Annotated in this window: 18 protein-coding genes and 1 tRNA gene; 9 read left to right on the forward strand and 10 right to left on the reverse strand. The window is 60.9% G+C overall.

Going from position 1 to position 16,604, the window contains the following annotated elements; genetic code table 11:
• Nucleotides 1-50 precede the first annotated feature (50 nt).
• Together J3456_RS05380 and J3456_RS05385 are read right to left on the reverse strand one after the other, a co-directional pair.
• The gene (locus J3456_RS05380) at nucleotides 51-1,637 is read right to left on the reverse strand and encodes a gamma-glutamyltransferase family protein (protein ID WP_349579243.1); all 1,587 of its coding nucleotides are present in this window, start codon (nucleotides 1,635-1,637) and stop codon (nucleotides 51-53) included.
• 594 nt (nucleotides 1,638-2,231) lie between these two features.
• Nucleotides 2,232-2,321, reverse strand: a tRNA-Ser gene (locus tag J3456_RS05385).
• Between the two features lie 435 nt (nucleotides 2,322-2,756).
• Here J3456_RS05385 and J3456_RS05390 point away from each other — a divergent pair.
• Nucleotides 2,757-3,059 carry a hypothetical protein gene (locus tag J3456_RS05390; RefSeq protein WP_349579244.1) on the forward strand — a complete coding sequence of 101 codons (303 nt, stop codon included), beginning with the start codon at nucleotides 2,757-2,759 and terminating at the stop codon, nucleotides 3,057-3,059.
• A gap of 84 nt (nucleotides 3,060-3,143) precedes the next feature.
• On the opposite strand, the gene ychF is transcribed toward J3456_RS05390, so the two are convergent.
• Together ychF and J3456_RS05400 are read right to left on the reverse strand one after the other, a co-directional pair.
• Entirely contained in the window at nucleotides 3,144-4,241 is a 1,098-nt protein-coding gene (gene ychF / locus J3456_RS05395; protein ID WP_349579245.1) for a redox-regulated ATPase YchF, read from the reverse strand.
• Between the two features lie 59 nt (nucleotides 4,242-4,300).
• On the reverse strand, nucleotides 4,301-4,492 hold the full coding sequence (locus J3456_RS05400) for a hypothetical protein (RefSeq protein ID WP_067261693.1): 192 nt from the start codon (nucleotides 4,490-4,492) through the stop codon (nucleotides 4,301-4,303).
• Between the two features lie 154 nt (nucleotides 4,493-4,646).
• On the opposite strand from J3456_RS05400, the gene trpA reads away from it, so the two are divergent.
• From trpA to J3456_RS05440, 8 genes are all read left to right on the forward strand, one after another.
• Nucleotides 4,647-5,438, forward strand: a complete 792-nt coding sequence (gene trpA, locus J3456_RS05405) for a tryptophan synthase subunit alpha (RefSeq protein WP_349579246.1) — start codon at nucleotides 4,647-4,649, stop codon at nucleotides 5,436-5,438.
• Nucleotides 5,439-5,576: 138 nt separating this feature from the next.
• Nucleotides 5,577-6,767 carry an alpha-hydroxy acid oxidase gene (locus J3456_RS05410; RefSeq protein WP_349579247.1) on the forward strand — a complete coding sequence of 397 codons (1,191 nt, stop codon included), beginning with the start codon at nucleotides 5,577-5,579 and terminating at the stop codon, nucleotides 6,765-6,767.
• Nucleotides 6,740-7,381 carry a hypothetical protein gene (locus tag J3456_RS05415; protein ID WP_349579248.1) on the forward strand — a complete coding sequence of 214 codons (642 nt, stop codon included), beginning with the start codon at nucleotides 6,740-6,742 and terminating at the stop codon, nucleotides 7,379-7,381. Before J3456_RS05410 ends, J3456_RS05415 begins: the two co-directional genes overlap by 28 nt.
• Nucleotides 7,382-7,494: 113 nt before the next feature.
• Nucleotides 7,495-8,151, forward strand: coding sequence for a 50S ribosomal protein L25/general stress protein Ctc (locus tag J3456_RS05420; RefSeq protein WP_349579249.1), 657 nt, complete (start codon nucleotides 7,495-7,497; stop codon nucleotides 8,149-8,151).
• Between the two features lie 179 nt (nucleotides 8,152-8,330).
• The gene (gene pth / locus J3456_RS05425; protein ID WP_349579250.1) at nucleotides 8,331-9,029 is read left to right on the forward strand and encodes an aminoacyl-tRNA hydrolase; all 699 of its coding nucleotides are present in this window, start codon (nucleotides 8,331-8,333) and stop codon (nucleotides 9,027-9,029) included.
• Between the two features lie 90 nt (nucleotides 9,030-9,119).
• Nucleotides 9,120-10,295, forward strand: coding sequence for a serine hydrolase domain-containing protein (locus J3456_RS05430; RefSeq protein WP_349579251.1), 1,176 nt, complete (start codon nucleotides 9,120-9,122; stop codon nucleotides 10,293-10,295).
• Between the two features lie 16 nt (nucleotides 10,296-10,311).
• Nucleotides 10,312-10,695 (forward strand): DUF2237 family protein, encoded by a 384-nt coding sequence (locus tag J3456_RS05435; protein WP_349579252.1) that lies wholly within the window; start codon nucleotides 10,312-10,314, stop codon nucleotides 10,693-10,695.
• 2 nt (nucleotides 10,696-10,697) lie between these two features.
• Complete coding sequence (locus tag J3456_RS05440) at nucleotides 10,698-11,276, forward strand: DUF4893 domain-containing protein (protein WP_349579253.1); 579 nt, start codon at nucleotides 10,698-10,700, stop codon at nucleotides 11,274-11,276.
• A 15-nt stretch (nucleotides 11,277-11,291) separates the two neighbouring features.
• Here the strand turns inward: J3456_RS05440 and J3456_RS05445 are convergent, their stop codons facing one another.
• The 6 genes from J3456_RS05445 to J3456_RS05470 form a co-directional block, all read right to left on the reverse strand.
• On the reverse strand, nucleotides 11,292-11,825 hold the full coding sequence (locus tag J3456_RS05445) for a helix-turn-helix transcriptional regulator (protein ID WP_349579254.1): 534 nt from the start codon (nucleotides 11,823-11,825) through the stop codon (nucleotides 11,292-11,294).
• 203 nt (nucleotides 11,826-12,028) lie between these two features.
• Nucleotides 12,029-12,295, reverse strand: a complete 267-nt coding sequence (locus J3456_RS05450) for a tryptophan synthase subunit beta (RefSeq protein ID WP_349579255.1) — start codon at nucleotides 12,293-12,295, stop codon at nucleotides 12,029-12,031.
• Between the two features lie 39 nt (nucleotides 12,296-12,334).
• Nucleotides 12,335-12,601: a tryptophan synthase subunit beta gene (locus J3456_RS05455; protein WP_259948136.1), complete on the reverse strand. Its 267-nt coding sequence runs from the start codon at nucleotides 12,599-12,601 to the stop codon at nucleotides 12,335-12,337.
• 51 nt (nucleotides 12,602-12,652) lie between these two features.
• Complete coding sequence (locus tag J3456_RS05460; protein WP_259948133.1) at nucleotides 12,653-12,901, reverse strand: tryptophan synthase subunit beta; 249 nt, start codon at nucleotides 12,899-12,901, stop codon at nucleotides 12,653-12,655.
• Between the two features lie 435 nt (nucleotides 12,902-13,336).
• Nucleotides 13,337-14,569 (reverse strand): tryptophan synthase subunit beta, encoded by a 1,233-nt coding sequence (gene trpB, locus J3456_RS05465; RefSeq protein WP_259948132.1) that lies wholly within the window; start codon nucleotides 14,567-14,569, stop codon nucleotides 13,337-13,339.
• 96 nt (nucleotides 14,570-14,665) lie between these two features.
• Nucleotides 14,666-16,603 (reverse strand): AsmA family protein, encoded by a 1,938-nt coding sequence (locus tag J3456_RS05470; protein ID WP_349579256.1) that lies wholly within the window; start codon nucleotides 16,601-16,603, stop codon nucleotides 14,666-14,668.
• Between the last annotated feature and the right edge of the window lies 1 nt (nucleotide 16,604).

The following is a 16,604-nucleotide window of genomic DNA, read 5'->3' on the forward strand; positions in this document are numbered from 1 at the left end:
GGCCCGATACCGGGCCATGCCAATCCTACTGAGGGCAGATACCCTGCGGCTTAGAATCCCGCCGCCTGCCCGTCTTTGCGGGGATCGGACCCGGCGGAATAGCCGCCTTCGGGCAAGCGCTGCACCAATTGTGCCCCGCCAAAACCGAAAGCATTGTCAGGCGCTTCGACATGGACGACATGGCCCAGATCGCGCAGCCCTTGCAAAAGATCAGGCGCCATCGCCGGTTCGCAAGCCACCTCCAGCCCCGATAGGATCCGCCAGCGCGGCGCATCGGCGGCGACCTGAACGTCCTGCCCCCAAAGCTGCGTGCGCAGCAGCAGTTGCATATGGCCCTGCGCCTGAATCGGGCCGCCCATCATGCCATAGGCCATCAAGGGCTGGCCGTCCTTCATCGCGAAACCGGGGATGATCGTGTGGAAAGGCCGCTTGCCACCCGCCACGATATTCTGATGCCCCGCCTCGGTGGTGAACCCAAAGCCACGGTTCTGCATCGAGACCCCCGTCCCCGGCACCACCACGCCCGAGCCGAAGCCCGCGTAGTTCGACTGGATAAAGCTAACCATCATGCCCGAGGCATCCGCCGTGCTCATCAAAACCGTGCCGCCCTGTTTCGGCGCACCCGCGCCGAAATCTTGCGCCTTGTCGGCTGAGATCAGCGCGGCGCGAGATTTGAGGTACGCCGGATCAAGCAGCGCCTTTTCGTCGACCTCTGTCATGGCCGTCCGGTCCGCCACATAGGCATGCAGATCGCTATAGGCGAGCTTACAGGCTTCGATCTGCAAATGCACCGCCATCAGGTCGTCGGCCCCATGGGTGCGAATGTCGCTATGCTCCAGAATACCAAGCGCCATGAGCGCGGCGATCCCCTGCCCGTTTGGCGGAATTTCATGCAGGTCCACATCGTCGAAGCTTTGGCTGATCGTGCCGCACCATTCGGGCTTGTTGGCGGCCAGATCGTCCATGGTCATCGCGCCGCCATTGGCCTTGGCATGGGCCACGATCTCTTGCGCGATCTCGCCTTCGTAAAAGGCGCGGCCATTGGTTTCGGCGATCAGACGCAGGGTGCGTGCGGCGCCGGGGTTGCGGAACCGCTCGCCCGCGCGCGGGGGGCGGCCCTCGGGCAGAAATGTCTCGGCAAAGCCCGGCTGCTTGCCCAAAACCTCGGCCCCGCGCGCCCAGAGCGTCGCGATGGTGGGCGAAACGAGGAAGCCCTCTTCGGCATAGCGGATCGCCGGGGCCAGCACGGTCGCCAGATCAAGCGTGCCGAACTTCTCCATCAATTCAACCCAAGCACTGACCGCCCCCGGCACGGTCACACTGTCCCAACCATGTTCGACCATGCCATCCGGAAACCGCTCGGGCGACCATGCCGCTGGCGCCCGGCCCGAGGCGTTGAGCCCGTGCAGTTTCTCGCCGTCCCACAGGATACAGAAGGCGTCAGACCCCAGCCCATTGCCCGTCGGCTCCACCACCGTCAGCGCCGCGGCGGTGGCGATCGCCGCATCCACCGCATTGCCCCCCTGCTGCATCATCAAAAGCCCGGCCTGCGTGGCCAATGGCTGAGAGGTCGCGACGACATTGTCGGCAACCACGGGGGATCGGTGGGACGGGTAGATGGGATCGTGACGAAGCATAGCTGTCCTTTGCTTGGGTAAGGCCAGCGGCGCGGTCAAACCGGCCGCCTGTTGCGTTGCCGGCAAAGTGAACCTGAATGCATCTGCATGCAACTGCTCAGCAGAATAATTCCGAGGTCAGAGAGTGGGCCGATTGCTGTCGCGCCAACCCCGGTTGCCTTGCGACCTGCGCGCCTTGAGGCGCAGTATTTTGCGATGGTGACGGAAACTTCGTTCACAATGAGAAGGGGTGAAAACCACAACCCAAAGGGCCCAAAGACGGCTCGCCTCTCGATATTGCCATGCCCTTGCACAAAGCGACTGGTCGGCATCGGAAAAGATGCAATTGTGTAGGATACGAGACCAGTCTCTAACGTTAACCAACATCTGGAACCTCCCTTTCGCATGGCGACAGGGCATCGCGCCACTGCGACCGCCTAGGATTTGGTCCCCCCGGATGGTGAGAATGCTCGCCTAAAAATCTGCCGAGAATAAGGCGGAGGGCTGCCAAAACCGTGCCGCGCAAATGTAACGAATTCGCAAAGCGGGGGTACGTTGGGTGGAATTGGGGGGAGATAGCCCACGCAGGGCGCAGTGCCACAGGTTTGGTCTGGGTGGCGGAGACGAAGGGATTCGAACCCTCGAGACCCTTCCGGGCCTACTCCCTTAGCAGGGGAGCGCCTTCGACCACTCGGCCACGTCTCCGTCGACCCGTTTAGAGAGGTAGCGCCCGGGTGACAAGGCGAAATTCACGGGAATTTCTGCATTTTTCTAAGTTGGTTTTAGTTCGGCTGGCTGGCCCGCAGGCGACGAGCCGCCGTGAAGCGCGCTTGATCGTGCTGCTTTGCAGAAAGATGGCTGTTGCGCTGCTCTGTATGAGGCCGTTTCCCGAGCATGCGGGGCGGCTGTAGCAACTAACACAGGAGCGTGAATGACTTGTGAAACGCCGCAATGATTAAGATAACCATTTGATATACAACGCATATTACCGCGCAAACCAGCCCCTGCGCCGCTCAAACGCCCCGGATCGCACCCAATCTTGCTGCAGGGGCGAAACTTTCATGATCGGACACCCGTTACTTCACCACAAACGATGACATCGCAATGACGCGATTTAAGATAAACCTGAAGGAACACATTATGAAACTCATTCTGACCACCGCCGCCGCCGCTTTGATTTCCACCGCTGCCGCTGCCGATAACTCCACCCGCTACAACGACATTTTTCTCGACACCTCGGTGACCGCTGAGACAAGCGATGTCTATGGCAACAATGACCGCATGCGGAACCCGAACGCTTCGACCAAAGCGAACGACATCATGCTGAACACCGCCGACGTCGACAAGAACCGCGACACCGTGATGAGCACGCGCAACGCCCTGCGCAGCCCCGGTGAAGGCTATGTCTACGGTGGCTTTGGCCCGGGCAACGACAGCAAATAAGCTGTTATTTCCCACAAAAAAAGCCCGGCAGCGCAAGCTGTCGGGCTTTTTTGCTGGCGGGGTCAAAGACCCCTGCAAAATCGATCAGGTGTTAAACAGGAAGTGCAGCACGTCCCCGTCTTTGACGATATAGCTTTTGCCTTCGGCACGCATCTTGCCCGCCTCTTTCGCGGGGCCTTCCCCGCCGAGGCTCACGAAATCATCATAGGCGATGGTTTCGGCGCGAATGAAACCTTTCTCGAAATCGCCATGAATAACGCCCGCCGCTTTGGGCGCCGAGGTGCCGGTTTTGATTGTCCAAGCGCGCGCTTCCTTGGGTCCGACGGTGAAATAGGTCTCAAGATGCAAAAGCTCATAGCCCGCGCGGATCAGACGGTCGAGGCCAGCTTCTTTCAGGCCCATTTCTTCGAGGAACATCTCAGCCTCTTCGGCCTCAAGCTGGCTGATTTCTTCTTCAATCTGGGCAGAGATCACCACATGCGAATTGCCCTGCGCAGCAGCCATCTCGGCCACTTTGGCGGAATGGGCGTTGCCCTCGGCGGCCTCGGATTCGCCCACGTTACAGACGTAGAGCACCGGCTTTGTGGTCAGCAATTGCAGCATACGCCAGGCTTTGGCGTCATCTTCGTCGACCTCGACCACACGCGCGGGGTTGCCAGCTTCCAATGCCTCAAGCGCCATGCGCATCAGACGTTCCTGCTGCACCGCTTCCTTGTCCCCGCCGCGCACTTTGCGCACGATGTTTTGCAAGCGTTTCTCGATGCTTTCAATGTCGGCCAGCATCAGTTCGGTGTCGATGGTTTCGGCATCTGCCACCGGGTCCACGCGGCCTTCGACGTGGGTGACATCGCCGTCTTCAAAGCAGCGCAACACATGGGCAATGGCGTCGACTTCGCGGATGTTGGCGAGGAACTGGTTGCCCAAGCCTTCGCCTTTCGACGCGCCCTTCACCAGACCAGCAATATCGACAAAGGTCATGCGTGTTGGGATGATGCTTTTTGACTTGGCGATCTCGGCCAGCGTGTCGAGCCGCGCGTCGGGCACGGCCACTTCGCCGACGTTGGGCTCAATCGTGCAGAACGGAAAATTCGCCGCCTGTGCCGCTGCGGTGCGGGTCAGCGCGTTGAAAAGGGTCGATTTGCCGACGTTCGGCAGACCGACGATGCCCATTTTGAAACCCATGACGATACCCCTATAAAAGCTGCGCGTGTGTTAGGGGTAGCGGGCGCAAAGCGCAAGGCTCAGCGCGCGCGGCGGTCCTGATGCGCCTGATAGATCAAGATCCACGCCAGCAGGATGAACATCGGATGCGTCAGCCCGCCTGAAAAGATGATCGCGGGCAGCCAGATCAGGAACACCACGATAGACAGGATCGGCCGGCCGATTAACAGGATCGACAGCGGCGGCAGGAAAAGGGCGAGTACATAGTTCATGCGCCATGAGATAGGCGGCTTTGCGCAAAATGGAAGGGCGCGGCCTGCCGTGCGCCCCTGATAGGGGAATTTTGCCGCCCCCTGCCCTGCGGTGGATTGATTTTCGCCGCGACATTCGGCATTGCCGAGGAAAGCACCAAATGAGGCAAGCCACATGACCCGTATCGACGCCAAATTCGAAGACCTCCGCGCCCGCGGCAAAAAGGCGTTTGTGTCCTATGTGATGGCCGGCGACCCTGATTTCGACCGCTCCCTTGAGATCGTGCGCGGCCTGCCTGCCGCCGGGGTGGATATCATCGAACTTGGCCTGCCTTTCACCGATCCAATGGCCGACGGCCCCACGATCCAGCTTGCCGGTCAACGCGCCCTCGAAGCGGGGATGACGCTGAACCGCACGCTGGAAATGGTCCGCGCCTTCCGCGAGAATGACGACACGACCCCGATCGTGCTGATGGGCTATTACAACCCGATCTATTCCATGGGTGTTGAGAAATTCCTAACCGAAGCCAAAGACGCTGGGATCGACGGGTTGATCGTTGTTGATCTGCCGCCTGAAGAAGACATCGAACTGTGCTTGCCCGCGCAGGATGCCGGTCTGAACTTCATCCGCCTTGCCACGCCGACCACGGATGACAAACGCCTGCCGCGCGTGGTGCAAAACACCTCCGGCTTTGTCTACTACGTCTCAATCACCGGCATCACCGGCTCGGCCGAGGCGAATGCCACGGATGTTTCGCCCGAGGTGGCGCGCATTCAAAAGGCCAGCGGCCTGCCCGTGATCGTGGGCTTTGGCGTGAACACCCCTGAAAAAGCCCGCGCCATCGCCGAAGTGGCAGACGGCGTGGTGATCGGTTCGGCCATCGTGAACCGTATCGCCAATGGCGACAGCCCCGAGGATATTTTAGCCTTCGTCAAAACCCTCGCCGACGGGGCGCATTCGGCGTAAATCCCTCGCCTCAAGCAATGACCCAAAGCCCGCGCTGCCTCATTGGCCGCGCGGGCTTTTTCATTGCTGCGGCCTTCCCAATTGCCAAGCCCCGCGCCAGTTGCTACCAAAAGTTAACCCATTCAGCACAGGTGGCCCATGCCCATCATCACCAGCATCGACGATCTCAAACGCATCTACAAACGCCGGGTCCCGCAGATGTTTTACGACTATGCGGAATCGGGCAGCTGGACAGAACAGACATTTCGCGAAAATTGCAGCGACTTTGACCAAATTCGTCTGCGCCAACGGGTCGCGGTGGATATGTCAGGCCGCAGCACCGCAACCCAGATGATCGGCGAAGATGTGGCCATGCCGGTGGCACTTGCTCCGGTTGGGCTGACCGGCATGCAATGCGCAGACGGGGAGATCAAAGCCGCCCGCGCGGCAGAGGCTTTTGGCGTGCCCTTCACCCTGTCGACCATGTCGATTAACTCAATCGAAGATGTGGCCGAGGCGACGACGAAACCCTTTTGGTTTCAACTCTATACAATGCGCGATCAGGACTATGTCAGCCGCCTGATCCAGCGGGCTAAGGATGCGAAATGCTCGGCCTTGGTCATCACGCTTGATCTGCAAATCCTTGGACAGCGGCATAAAGACCTGAAAAACGGCCTCTCCGCTCCGCCCAAACTGACGGTGAAAACCCTTGCCAACCTTGCCACCAAATGGGGCTGGGGGCGTGAGATGCTGGGCGCCAAGCGGCGGCATTTCGGCAATATCGTCGGCCATGTGCATGGCGTGACCGACAATGCCGACCTTGGCGCATGGACGGCAGAACAGTTCGACCCCTCGCTTGATTGGGACAAGATCGCCAAGATCAAAGAGCAATGGGGCGGCAAGGTGATCCTCAAGGGCATCTTGGATGCCGAGGACGCGCGGATGGCGCTCAAGGTTGGGGCCGATGCGATCATCGTCTCCAACCACGGCGGGCGACAGTTGGATGGGGCGCTGAGTTCGATCCGCATGCTGCCCGAAATCCTCGACGCCGTGGGCGACCAGATCGAAGTCCACCTTGATGGCGGCATCCGGTCGGGTCAGGACGTGCTAAAAGCCATGGCGATGGGCGCCAAAGGCACCTACATCGGGCGCGCATTCATCTATGGCTTGGGCGCGATGGGCCAGCAAGGCGTGACCCGCGCGTTGGAGCTGATCCACCGCGAGCTAGACCTGACCATGGCCCTTTGCGGGGAAACCCAAATCGCCAACCTCGGGCGGCACAATCTGCTGATCCCGCGTAATTTCGGCGGCGACTGGCAGGAATGGCCGCGCGATCCGGCCAAATGCTGATCTTTCTCAACCGCAACCTCACCTTTCTCGCCACGCCGAAGACCGGGACCACCGCCGTAGAAATGGCGCTGAAACCCGAAGCCGAGATCGTCTTTTCGCGCAGTCGCAAGCATCTGACCGCGCTGCGCTATCGGCGCCGCGTGCTGCCCTTTTTGCAAGAGACCTTTTCAGCCTCGCCCGAACCCTTGGCCGTGATGCGCGATCCCATAGAGCAGATCCGAAGCTGGTACCGCTACCGCAGCCAGCCCCGGCTGGATGGCAAGAAGCTCAGCACCAAGGGGCTCACCTTCGAGGCATTCGCGTTGGAAGTGATCTCTGACGCGCCGCCGCCGCGCGCGCAAATCGGCAGCCAGTTTTCCTTTCTGACCTCGGGCCAAGATGACCTTTTGGTGCAACACCTCTTTGCCTATGAACGCCAACCGACCTTTCGCGATTTTCTGGCCGACAGGCTGGGGCGCGAGGTCAAGCTGAAGCCCAAGAACGTTTCGCCTGATCTGCCCGCGCCACTGTCAGGGGCCGTCGAATCCCAACTGCGCGCTGCACGAGCCAAGGAGTTCGCCCTCTATGACCGGCTGATGGCCGCGAATGGCTACCTGCAGACCCCGCAGGAATAGCGCCTTCGCTGCCCTTTTGCCCTTTCCAGCCGGGCAAAACCGGTCTATACGCGCGGCTTCACGCGGGAATACAGCCTTGGAGGATTCCCGCCCTAACAAATTTGGAGACTAAAATGGCCGGAGAGATTCCTGATCTTGAAGCCCAGGTACGCGCGGGGACAGGCAAGGGCGCCGCTCGCCAAGCACGTCGTGACGGCATGGTTCCTGGTATCGTATTTGGTGGCGACAAAGAGCCGCTGCCGATCAATATCCCGTTCAACAAGCTGCTGACCAAGCTGCGCGCAGGCCGCTTCAAAGCGACCCTGTTCAACCTCAAGGTTGAAGGCCACGATGACGTTCGTGTGATCTGCCGCGACGTGCAGCGCCATGTTGTCAAAGACCTGCCCACGCACATCGACCTGATGCGCCTCAAGCGGACCACCAAGATCAACCTGTTCATCAACGTCGAAGTCAAAGGCGAAGAAGAATGCCCCGGCCTGAAAAAGGGTGGCGTGCTCACTCTGGTGCGTCCGGAAGTTGAACTGGTTGTGACTGCTGCGGACATCCCTGAGTACGTGACCGTGGACATCACCGGCCTTGAGATCGGCGACAGCGCGACCATCAGCCGTGTCGACCTGCCCGAAGGTGCCAAGCCCACAATCGACCGCGACTTCGTTGTGGCCACGATTTCGGCTCCTGCTGGCCTTGCCGCGTCGGATGACGACGAAGACGAGACTGCAGCGGACGAAGTACCGACAACCGAAATGGGTCCGCCCGACGGTGAAGAATAAGCATCAGCCGCAAGGCAATGCTGGAACGGGGTCGCATCACGCGGCCCCGTTTTGCGTTTAGGGGGTGATTTCTTCAAAAGAAATCACCACGGAATTTTCAAAAAATCCCGACACACAGCAGCCCATTCCATCCCCCTGCCCCGCTTGTTAAACTGCCGCAAAACCACAGGAGACACCCCATGAAACTGATCGTCGGCCTCGGCAATCCGGGTGCGAAATACGCCCGCAACCGCCATAACATCGGCTTCATGGCGCTGGACCGCATCGCGGATGACCACGGCTTTGCCCCGTGGAAGGGCAAGTTTCAGGGCAGCGTCAGCGAGGGGCGCTTTGGCTCTGACCGGGCGGTGCTGCTTAAGCCTGAAACCTTCATGAACAACTCCGGCCAATCGGTGCAGGCGGCGATGAAGTTTTACAAGATCGACCCCGTGGATGTGATCGTCTTTCATGATGAACTCGACCTCGCCCCGGGCCGCGTGAAATGCAAGACTGGCGGTGGCCATGCGGGCCACAACGGCCTGCGCTCGATCCACGCGCATATCGGGGCGGAATATGACCGCGTGCGCATGGGCATAGGCCACCCCGGCCACAAGGACGCGGTCGCGGGCTATGTGCTGCGCGACTTCCCCAAGGCGGACGAAGGCTGGCTGGACGATGTGCTGCGCGGCGTCTCGGACGGGGCCGCCGATCTGGCGCGGGGCGACACCGGGCGCTTTATGAATGCCGTGGCGCTGCGCGTGGCCCCGCCCCGGTCGGGCACCGGCAGCAAGGGCCCAAAGAAACCCGCCGAAGCCCAGCCAAAGCCTGCCCCCAGCAAGCCCGAGCCGGAAGCAGAGGCCCAATCACCGCTGCAAAAGCTGATGGACCGCTTTCGCTGAGCGGCCCAGCCTGACGCCCAGCCTGACGCAATGTCGGGCTGGCCCCTGCCCCCGCGCCGTGGTTCACTGAAACTGAACAGGGGGGACATCATGCGTACATTCGGAAAATGGCTTGGCCGGGTCCTGCTCGCGCTTTTGGTGGCGGCAGTGGTCATCGGACTTTGGAAGCGCGAAGAGATTGAGCGGCTTCTGGCGGTGAACTCTCTCTTCTCCGAAGAGAAGATCGTACACAACTTCAGCCATATGGACGGCGCGTTTCTTTCTGCCCCGATTTCGCGCGGGGACGGGCTGACCAGCGAGTTTGCCTACGGCCCTGAGACCGAACTGCCCGATGCCGTCGACGACTGGATCGCGGCGCGCGACGTGACCGCGCTGGTGGTGCTGAAAGACGGTGCCATCGTCTATGAGAACTATTTTAAAGGCACCGGCCCCGAAGACCGCCGGATCAGCTGGTCGGTGGCGAAAAGCTATCTCTCGGCTCTGGTGGGCATCCTGCTGGAGGAGGGGCAGATCGCATCCCTTGACGATCCGGTCACAAAATACGCGCCCAATCTCAAAGGCAGCGCCTATGACGGGGCAAGCTTACGCAACGTGCTGCATATGGCCAGCGGCGTCACCTTCGACGAGGACTATCTCGACTACGATTCCGACATCAACCGCATGGGCCGGGTCGTCGCCCTGGGCGGCAGGCTGGATGACTTTACTGCCGAACTGACCGAGACTTTCGCCCAGCCGGGCAGCCAGTGGCAGTATGTCTCGATCGACACCCATGTGATCGGCATGGTGGTGCGCGGGGCCACCGGGCGCAGCGTGCCAGGGTTGCTGAGCGAAAAGGTCATCGCGCCCTTGGGTTTGGAACACGCGCCCTATTACATCGTTGATGGTTCAGGCACCGCCTTCGTGTTGGGGGGCCTGAACATGACCACCCGCGACTACGCCCGCTTCGGCCAAATGTATGCCCAGGGCGGTGAATGGAACGGCAAGCAGGTCGTGCCAGAAGATTGGGTAACGGAATCGACCAGCCCCACCGCCCCGACTGCGGCGGACCAGATCGGATATGGCTACCAATGGTGGATCCCCGTGGGCGCGGCAGAAGGGGAATATATGGCGCGCGGCATCTATGGGCAGTACATCTATGTAGACACGGCGCGTGATGTGGTCATCGCCACCAATGCCGCCGACCGTAAATTCCGCGAAGCCGGGGTTTCGGACCAAAACATCGAGATTTTCCGCCAGATCGCGGCATCGGTCTCAGGCGGGACCTGAGGCAGAAAGGCAAGTTATGACACCCGACAGCAGCATCAACGTCCTAAACCAGCCCCTCGTGATCTGCGGGACCGACCCGGTGACGGGGTTCTTTCGCGACGGGCATTGCAACACCTGCGCGCAGGATCAGGGCAGCCATACGGTCTGCGCGGTGATGACGGCCGAGTTTCTGGCTTATTCGAAATATGTCGGCAATGACCTCAGCACCCCGCGCCCCGAATTCGGCTTTGCCGGGCTCAAGCCGGGCGATCCTTGGTGCCTTTGTGCCGCGCGTTTCTTGCAAGCCGCGGATGAGGGCTGCGCGCCGCGGGTGCACTTGGCCGCCACGCATCTGCGCGCGCTCGATATTGTGCCGCTGGACGTGCTGCGCAACCATGCCATCGACGAAAACGAGGGATAATTATGCGCCTGCACCTCCTGCCCCTTTTGCTGCTGTTGCCTGTCTCAGCATGGGCGGAAACCACGCTCCGCTCCGCCGATAGAGCCCGGCTGGACAATTTCGACGCTGCCTTTGGCGATGCCGTGATGCAGGGCTTGGCGGGGGGCGAAGCGGGAGACGTGGCCGCCCTGACACGCGCACTCTCCGGGCAACCGCAGGTCGCCTTCTCCGCCGATTTGCAGGGGGACTGGTCCTGCCGTACGATCAAGCTTGGCGGGATCAGCCCGCTGGTGGCCTATTCCCCGTTCAAATGCCGTTTCACCGCCAGCGATCGCGGTTTCACCTTTGAAAAGCTTACCGGATCGCAACTGACGCGGGGGGAGATCACCCTGCGCGCGGGCCGTGCGATCTATGCTGGGGTGGGCTATGTCCGGGGCGAAACACCCCCCGATTATGCCGACCTGCCCGAAGATTTCACCTCTGGCGGCAAGGTGAAAAGCGACGTGGCGGTCTTTCAGCGGGTCGGCCCCACACGGGCGCGACTGTTGTTTCCGTCACCGGCCATTGAGAGCGATTTCGATATTCTGGAACTGACGCGCTAAGGCGCCACGCCGCCCTTAGGCCGCGTGGCAAAGCTGCAGTTTCGACTTCGGACGCGGCATCAGCGCATCGTCCATCAGGTCTTCGATAAAGGTACTCAGAAGCTGGGTCCGTCCGGTCACGCCCGCTTTGCGGTAAATCGCGTTAGTCTGCGCTTTCACGGTGCCTTCGGAAGTGCCGCGCATCTCAGAAATATCTCGTGTATTCAAGCCCTTAGTCAGGAAAATAGCCACGTCCCGCTCTGCCGGGGTGAGGTGCCATTCGCGAAAGTGTTCTTCGAGCACATCAGCGAATTCCACCGTACAATGACGCAGCGCCGTCTCTGCCCGTTCGGCGCGCTGGAGGCTCATTCGCAGGGCCATCCAGCCCAGAACGACCCCAAGGATCAGACCCAAAACCTGGATCCCTTTGTTCGGCCCGATGTCAGCCAGAGGGGTGCCAAAAAGCGTTACGCCCCGACCCTCAAGTGCAAAAACGAGCACGAAATAGACAGTGGCGTTAAACTGTAGAGCGGCGATAACCCACAGTGCGATCTTTTTCTTATTATTCATGGTGAAGCCTTGCCTTGGTATCCGCCGTATTTAACCGCGGCACACCGAAGTGCAAGGGATGGCGGCCATGCGCCGTGATCAACCCTTAGTGATTTGGCACCCGCCCCGAAGGGCGAGTGCATTGTCTTGAGGCCAGTTCAAGGGAGGCTTCGCTGGCCGGAAGATCGTTTTAGCGCAATGCCTTAACAGGCATCAGCCCGGATTTAGCGCGGGAAGCTGTTCACTTTCGCGGCGTCTTGCGCGGCGGGGAAAACGGTGACGGTGACGTCGGATGTGTCTTCGGCGCGGAAGGTGCCGCTGTTGAAGATGTCCAGTTTCACATTGTCGACCGCGTCGTTGCGGCTGGAGTAGGAAACGCCTGCATCCGCTTTGTCGTTATAGCCGATTTTCTGGCCTTCCATGCCTTGGGCGAAAGCGGCGGAACCTGCTGTTGCAAGGATCAGGGCGGCTGTTGTGAGTGTCTTTTTCATGTCGTGTCCTTTCGGGGGGAAGTTGGGGTCGCGCCGTGATCAGCGCGGGAAACGGTTGACCGAAGCGTCGCTCTGCGCGGTCGGGAAGACGGTGATGGTCACGTCGGACAGGTCTTCGGCGCGCAGGATACCGTCTTTGAAGTTTTCCAGTTTGGCCTCATCCACAGCTTCGCTGCGGCTGGAGTAGGAAACGCCATTGTCGGTCTTGTCATTGTAGCCGATGCGCTGGCCTTCCATGCCTTGAGCGAAAGCAGCGGTGCTTGCTGTGGCGAGGATCAGGGCGGTTGTTGCGAGTGTCTTTTTCATAGTCTTAGCCTTTCGGGGAGGAAAGTTGGGGGGAGGAGCCGTCGTTCGCGATTAGCGGACGAAGCGGCCGTCTTTTTGTGCGTCTTGGGTTGTGACGAATACGGTTGCGGTCGCTTCGGCAGGTGTCTCGGCGCGCAGATCGTCAAGGTTCAGCGCGTCGGATGTGACGTTACGTGTGGAATAGGCGGCGTCTGCGTTATCTGCGGTATAACCGACCTGCTGGCCTTCCATGCCCTGTGCGAAGGCGGCTGTGCCTGCTGTGGCAAGGATCAGTGCGGCGGTTGCGAATGCGTTTTTCATATCGTGTTCCTTTTCAGTCCCGGGGTGGGTTGCGAGCCGATCATCAGTGACGCGGCGTCGTTGGGATGACAGGGAAAAGGGCATTCGAGGGGGGATTGGCTATCTGCCTCGGGTTTAAATCATCCGATCTAAACCCCTGTAAGAGCACCATAAACTTTGGTTTACGAAGCCGTGACAGAGCGAAAAACGAGGAACAGATGCCTTAGCGTCAAGCCTGCATGGGCGAAACCAAGTTTCGCGAGCAGGCGCGCGGGCTGTAGGCGAAGGCTAGCGGGTCTTTCCTCAATGTGAAAGTTTTTTCGCTCTTTTTCGGCAAAGAACTTCGCCCCCTGCGCAAAGTTTATGCGAAAATTGGGCGATTGGCTTCGGCCCACAAAAAACGGGCCCGCGTTTTCACGCAGGCCCGTCAAATTCCACTCAGATTCGGAAGCGGATTTAGGCGAATTCACCCATGTCGAAGTCCAAGGCACGGGCGACGGTGAAGATGTCTTTGTCGCCACGGCCACACATGTTCATCACCAGCAGGTGGTCTTTCGGCAGTTCCGGCGCGATCTTCATCACATGCGCCAGCGCGTGGCTGGGCTCCAGCGCCGGGATGATGCCTTCGAGCGAACAGCACAGCTGGAACGCCTCCAGCGCCTCCCGGTCGGTGATCGAGACGTATTTGGCGCGGCCAATGTCGTGCAGCCACGAATGCTCTGGCCCGATGCCCGGATAGTCGAGCCCCGCTGAGATTGAGAAGCCTTCGAGAATCTGCCCATCGTCGTCTTGCAACAGATAGGTGCGGTTGCCATGCAGCACGCCGGGGCGGCCCCCGGTGAGGGAGGCGCAATGTTCCATCTTCTCGTTCACGCCTTTGCCGCCCGCCTCAACGCCGATGATGTTCACCGACTTGTCGTCAAGGAAGGGGTAGAAGAGGCCCATGGCGTTAGATCCGCCCCCGATGGCGGCGATCACCGTGTCGGGCAAACGGCCCTCTGCGGCGTCCATCTGCTCGCGGACTTCCTTGCCGATGATGCTTTGGAAATCACGAACCATCGCCGGATAGGGGTGCGGCCCGGCCACGGTGCCGATGCAATAGAAGGTGTCGCGCACATTGGTTACCCAATCGCGCAGCGCGTCGTTCATCGCGTCTTTCAGCGTGCCACGACCCGAAGTCACTGGCACGACCTCGGCCCCCAGCAGGCGCATGCGGAAAACGTTGGGCGCCTGACGCTCAACATCATGCGCGCCCATATAGACCACGCATTTCAGCCCGAACTTGGCACAGACCGTCGCGGTCGCCACGCCGTGCTGGCCCGCCCCGGTTTCCGCGATAATGCGTTTCTTGCCCATGCGCCGCGCCAGAATAATCTGGCCCAGCACGTTGTTAATCTTATGCGCGCCGGTGTGGTTCAGCTCGTCGCGCTTCATATAGACCTTGGCGCCGCCCAGATGCTCGGTCAGCCGTTCGGCGTGATAGAGCGGGCTGGGGCGACCAACGTAGTGGGTCCACAGATCATGCATCTCGGCCCAGAAACTGTCGTCGGTCTTGGCCTTCTCATACTGTTCTTCCAGTTCGAGAATGAGCGGCATCAGCGTTTCTGAGACAAAGCGCCCGCCGAAATCGCCGAAACGGCCCTGTTCGTCGGGGCCGGTCATGAAGCTGTTGAAAAGATCGTTGGCCATTGCGCCTCTCCTAGAATGTTGCGCCAGCCTTACCGCAGCCCGCCCGCCTGCGCCACCATGAGTTTCGCACAAAGGGCGGGCGGGCAAGGCTTCGCGCTAGTCGAAGAGTTTGAACAACTCGCGTTTCAAGGCATTCTCCAGCTCATCCTTCACGATATCCTCGGTTGAGCGGCTGTCATCCGGCGCGATGTTCAACTCTTCTTGGATTTTCTCGCGCACCACATCCTCGGCCCGCTGCTTTTCCTTGGCAAAGTTCAGATCAATCGCAGCGCGCAGATCGGCCTTGATCTCAGGGTCGGCCCAAGGCCCCCTGATCCGCACCGGCACCGCCAGCCCGCCGCGCGACGCATTGACGCGCAGCGCCTTTGGCGTGACGGTATAGTCGAGCGTCCGTGCGCCCAGATTGACCTGCCCTGCCCCGGTCGCGTTGAAGTTCGGCAGCAGCATCAGCAGATCGTCATTGCGCAGGATACCCTGAGCGATATCGAACGTCGCCTCCACGGAATCAAATACCGTACTGCCGCCCTTGGCATCGACCGACCCCAACAGCGCATCCAAATCGATCCCCGCAATCGTGCCGCGCCCCATGGTCAGCACCCCCGCCCCACTGAGCGAGCGCATGATCGCATCCACCGATTGCCCGGAGCCGAGGAACGACACTTCCGCAGTTCCGTCCCCGGTAAAGCGCGTCACCCCGGCGGTATCCTCCAACAGATCGCGCATCTGCACGCCCTGCGCCGTCAGCTTGCCCCCCACCGACAGACCGCTGCGGTTGTTCATCACGAATTCACCGGCAACCTTGCCGCCATAGGCGCTCATATCCTGTAGATCGACCACCATCCGCGCGCGGTCGTTGCGCAGCACGGCGCGTGTGGCCCCAAGCGCGAGTTGCCCCAGATCAATGCTCTCGGCGCTCAGCGCGATGTCCCCGTCAAAAGCCGCAAGCCAATCCGCGTTGATTTCCTGCCGAGACCATCCCTCAAGACCTGCCGCTGTCGGGCTGCCGCTGCTGCCCGTCTCTGTGGCTTCATCCGACAGGGCAGAGAGGTCCAGCGCCCCGGCACGCAGGTTCGCGGTGATCCTCGGCGTGCCGTTCAACGCCAGATCGGCTTGCCCGGTCAGGCTGTTGCCGCCCAAATCCACCGCGATATTGCGCAGCGCCAAACGCCGATCCGCCGTCAATGTCAGCCCACTGCGCAGATCGACCGACTGGCCCAACCCCCGTGGCAGGGTGACACCGCCCGCACCGAAAGACGCCAGAAACCGTGCCGTATCGGGGCTATCAACCCGCAGGTCCCCCGCCAGCGCACCGTTAAGCGATCCGCGCCCGTCAAAAGAGATTTCGCCGCCCCGCGTCGTGACATCGGCGCGCAAGGGCTGCACGCCCCCCTCCAGAAAATCCGCAAAGCCTTCGATCCGCGCGGCAAGCTCAACTGCCTCCCCCGCCGGGGCCAAGCTGGCGGTGATATCCGCAGCCCCGCCCCGCTCGGGCCAATCAAGCGCCAAATCGACACCTTCGTAGCGCAGCACATCTGCCCCTTCGGCGTCATAGATGAGCGTGGCATCGGTCACTGTCAGCTTCTGAATGCTCAGCGGTCGACGGCTGGCGGTCGGTTCACTCTGCGTCTCAATCCGCGCACCGCTGCTGCTGTCGGTGAACTGCCAACTCGCCCGCCCGTCGCGGCGTTGCTCTAACCGGATCACCGGGCTTTGCGCCGCGATATTGGTGATGCGTATCTCACCGCGCAGCAGCGCGCCCGCATCCAACCCAAACGCCGCATTTGCCGCCGTCAGCATCGCACCCTTATCGGTCCAATCGGCATTGCCGACCTCAAGCCCGCCTGCCGTCACCCCCAGCACCGGCCAGAGCGTCACGCCCACATCGCCGGTGATCGACACCTCGCGCCCGGTCATCCGGCTGAGTTGGTCACTGGCGATCCGGGCAATCCGCTCTCCGGGCAGCAAAAACAGCCCCCCCAGCACAATCACACCGATCAGCAACAGCGCGCCGATGCCGCGTATAATCCATCTCATG

The organism is Sulfitobacter sp. NFXS29 (assembly GCF_040148765.1).
Taxonomy (GTDB): Bacteria; Pseudomonadota; Alphaproteobacteria; order Rhodobacterales; family Rhodobacteraceae; genus Sulfitobacter.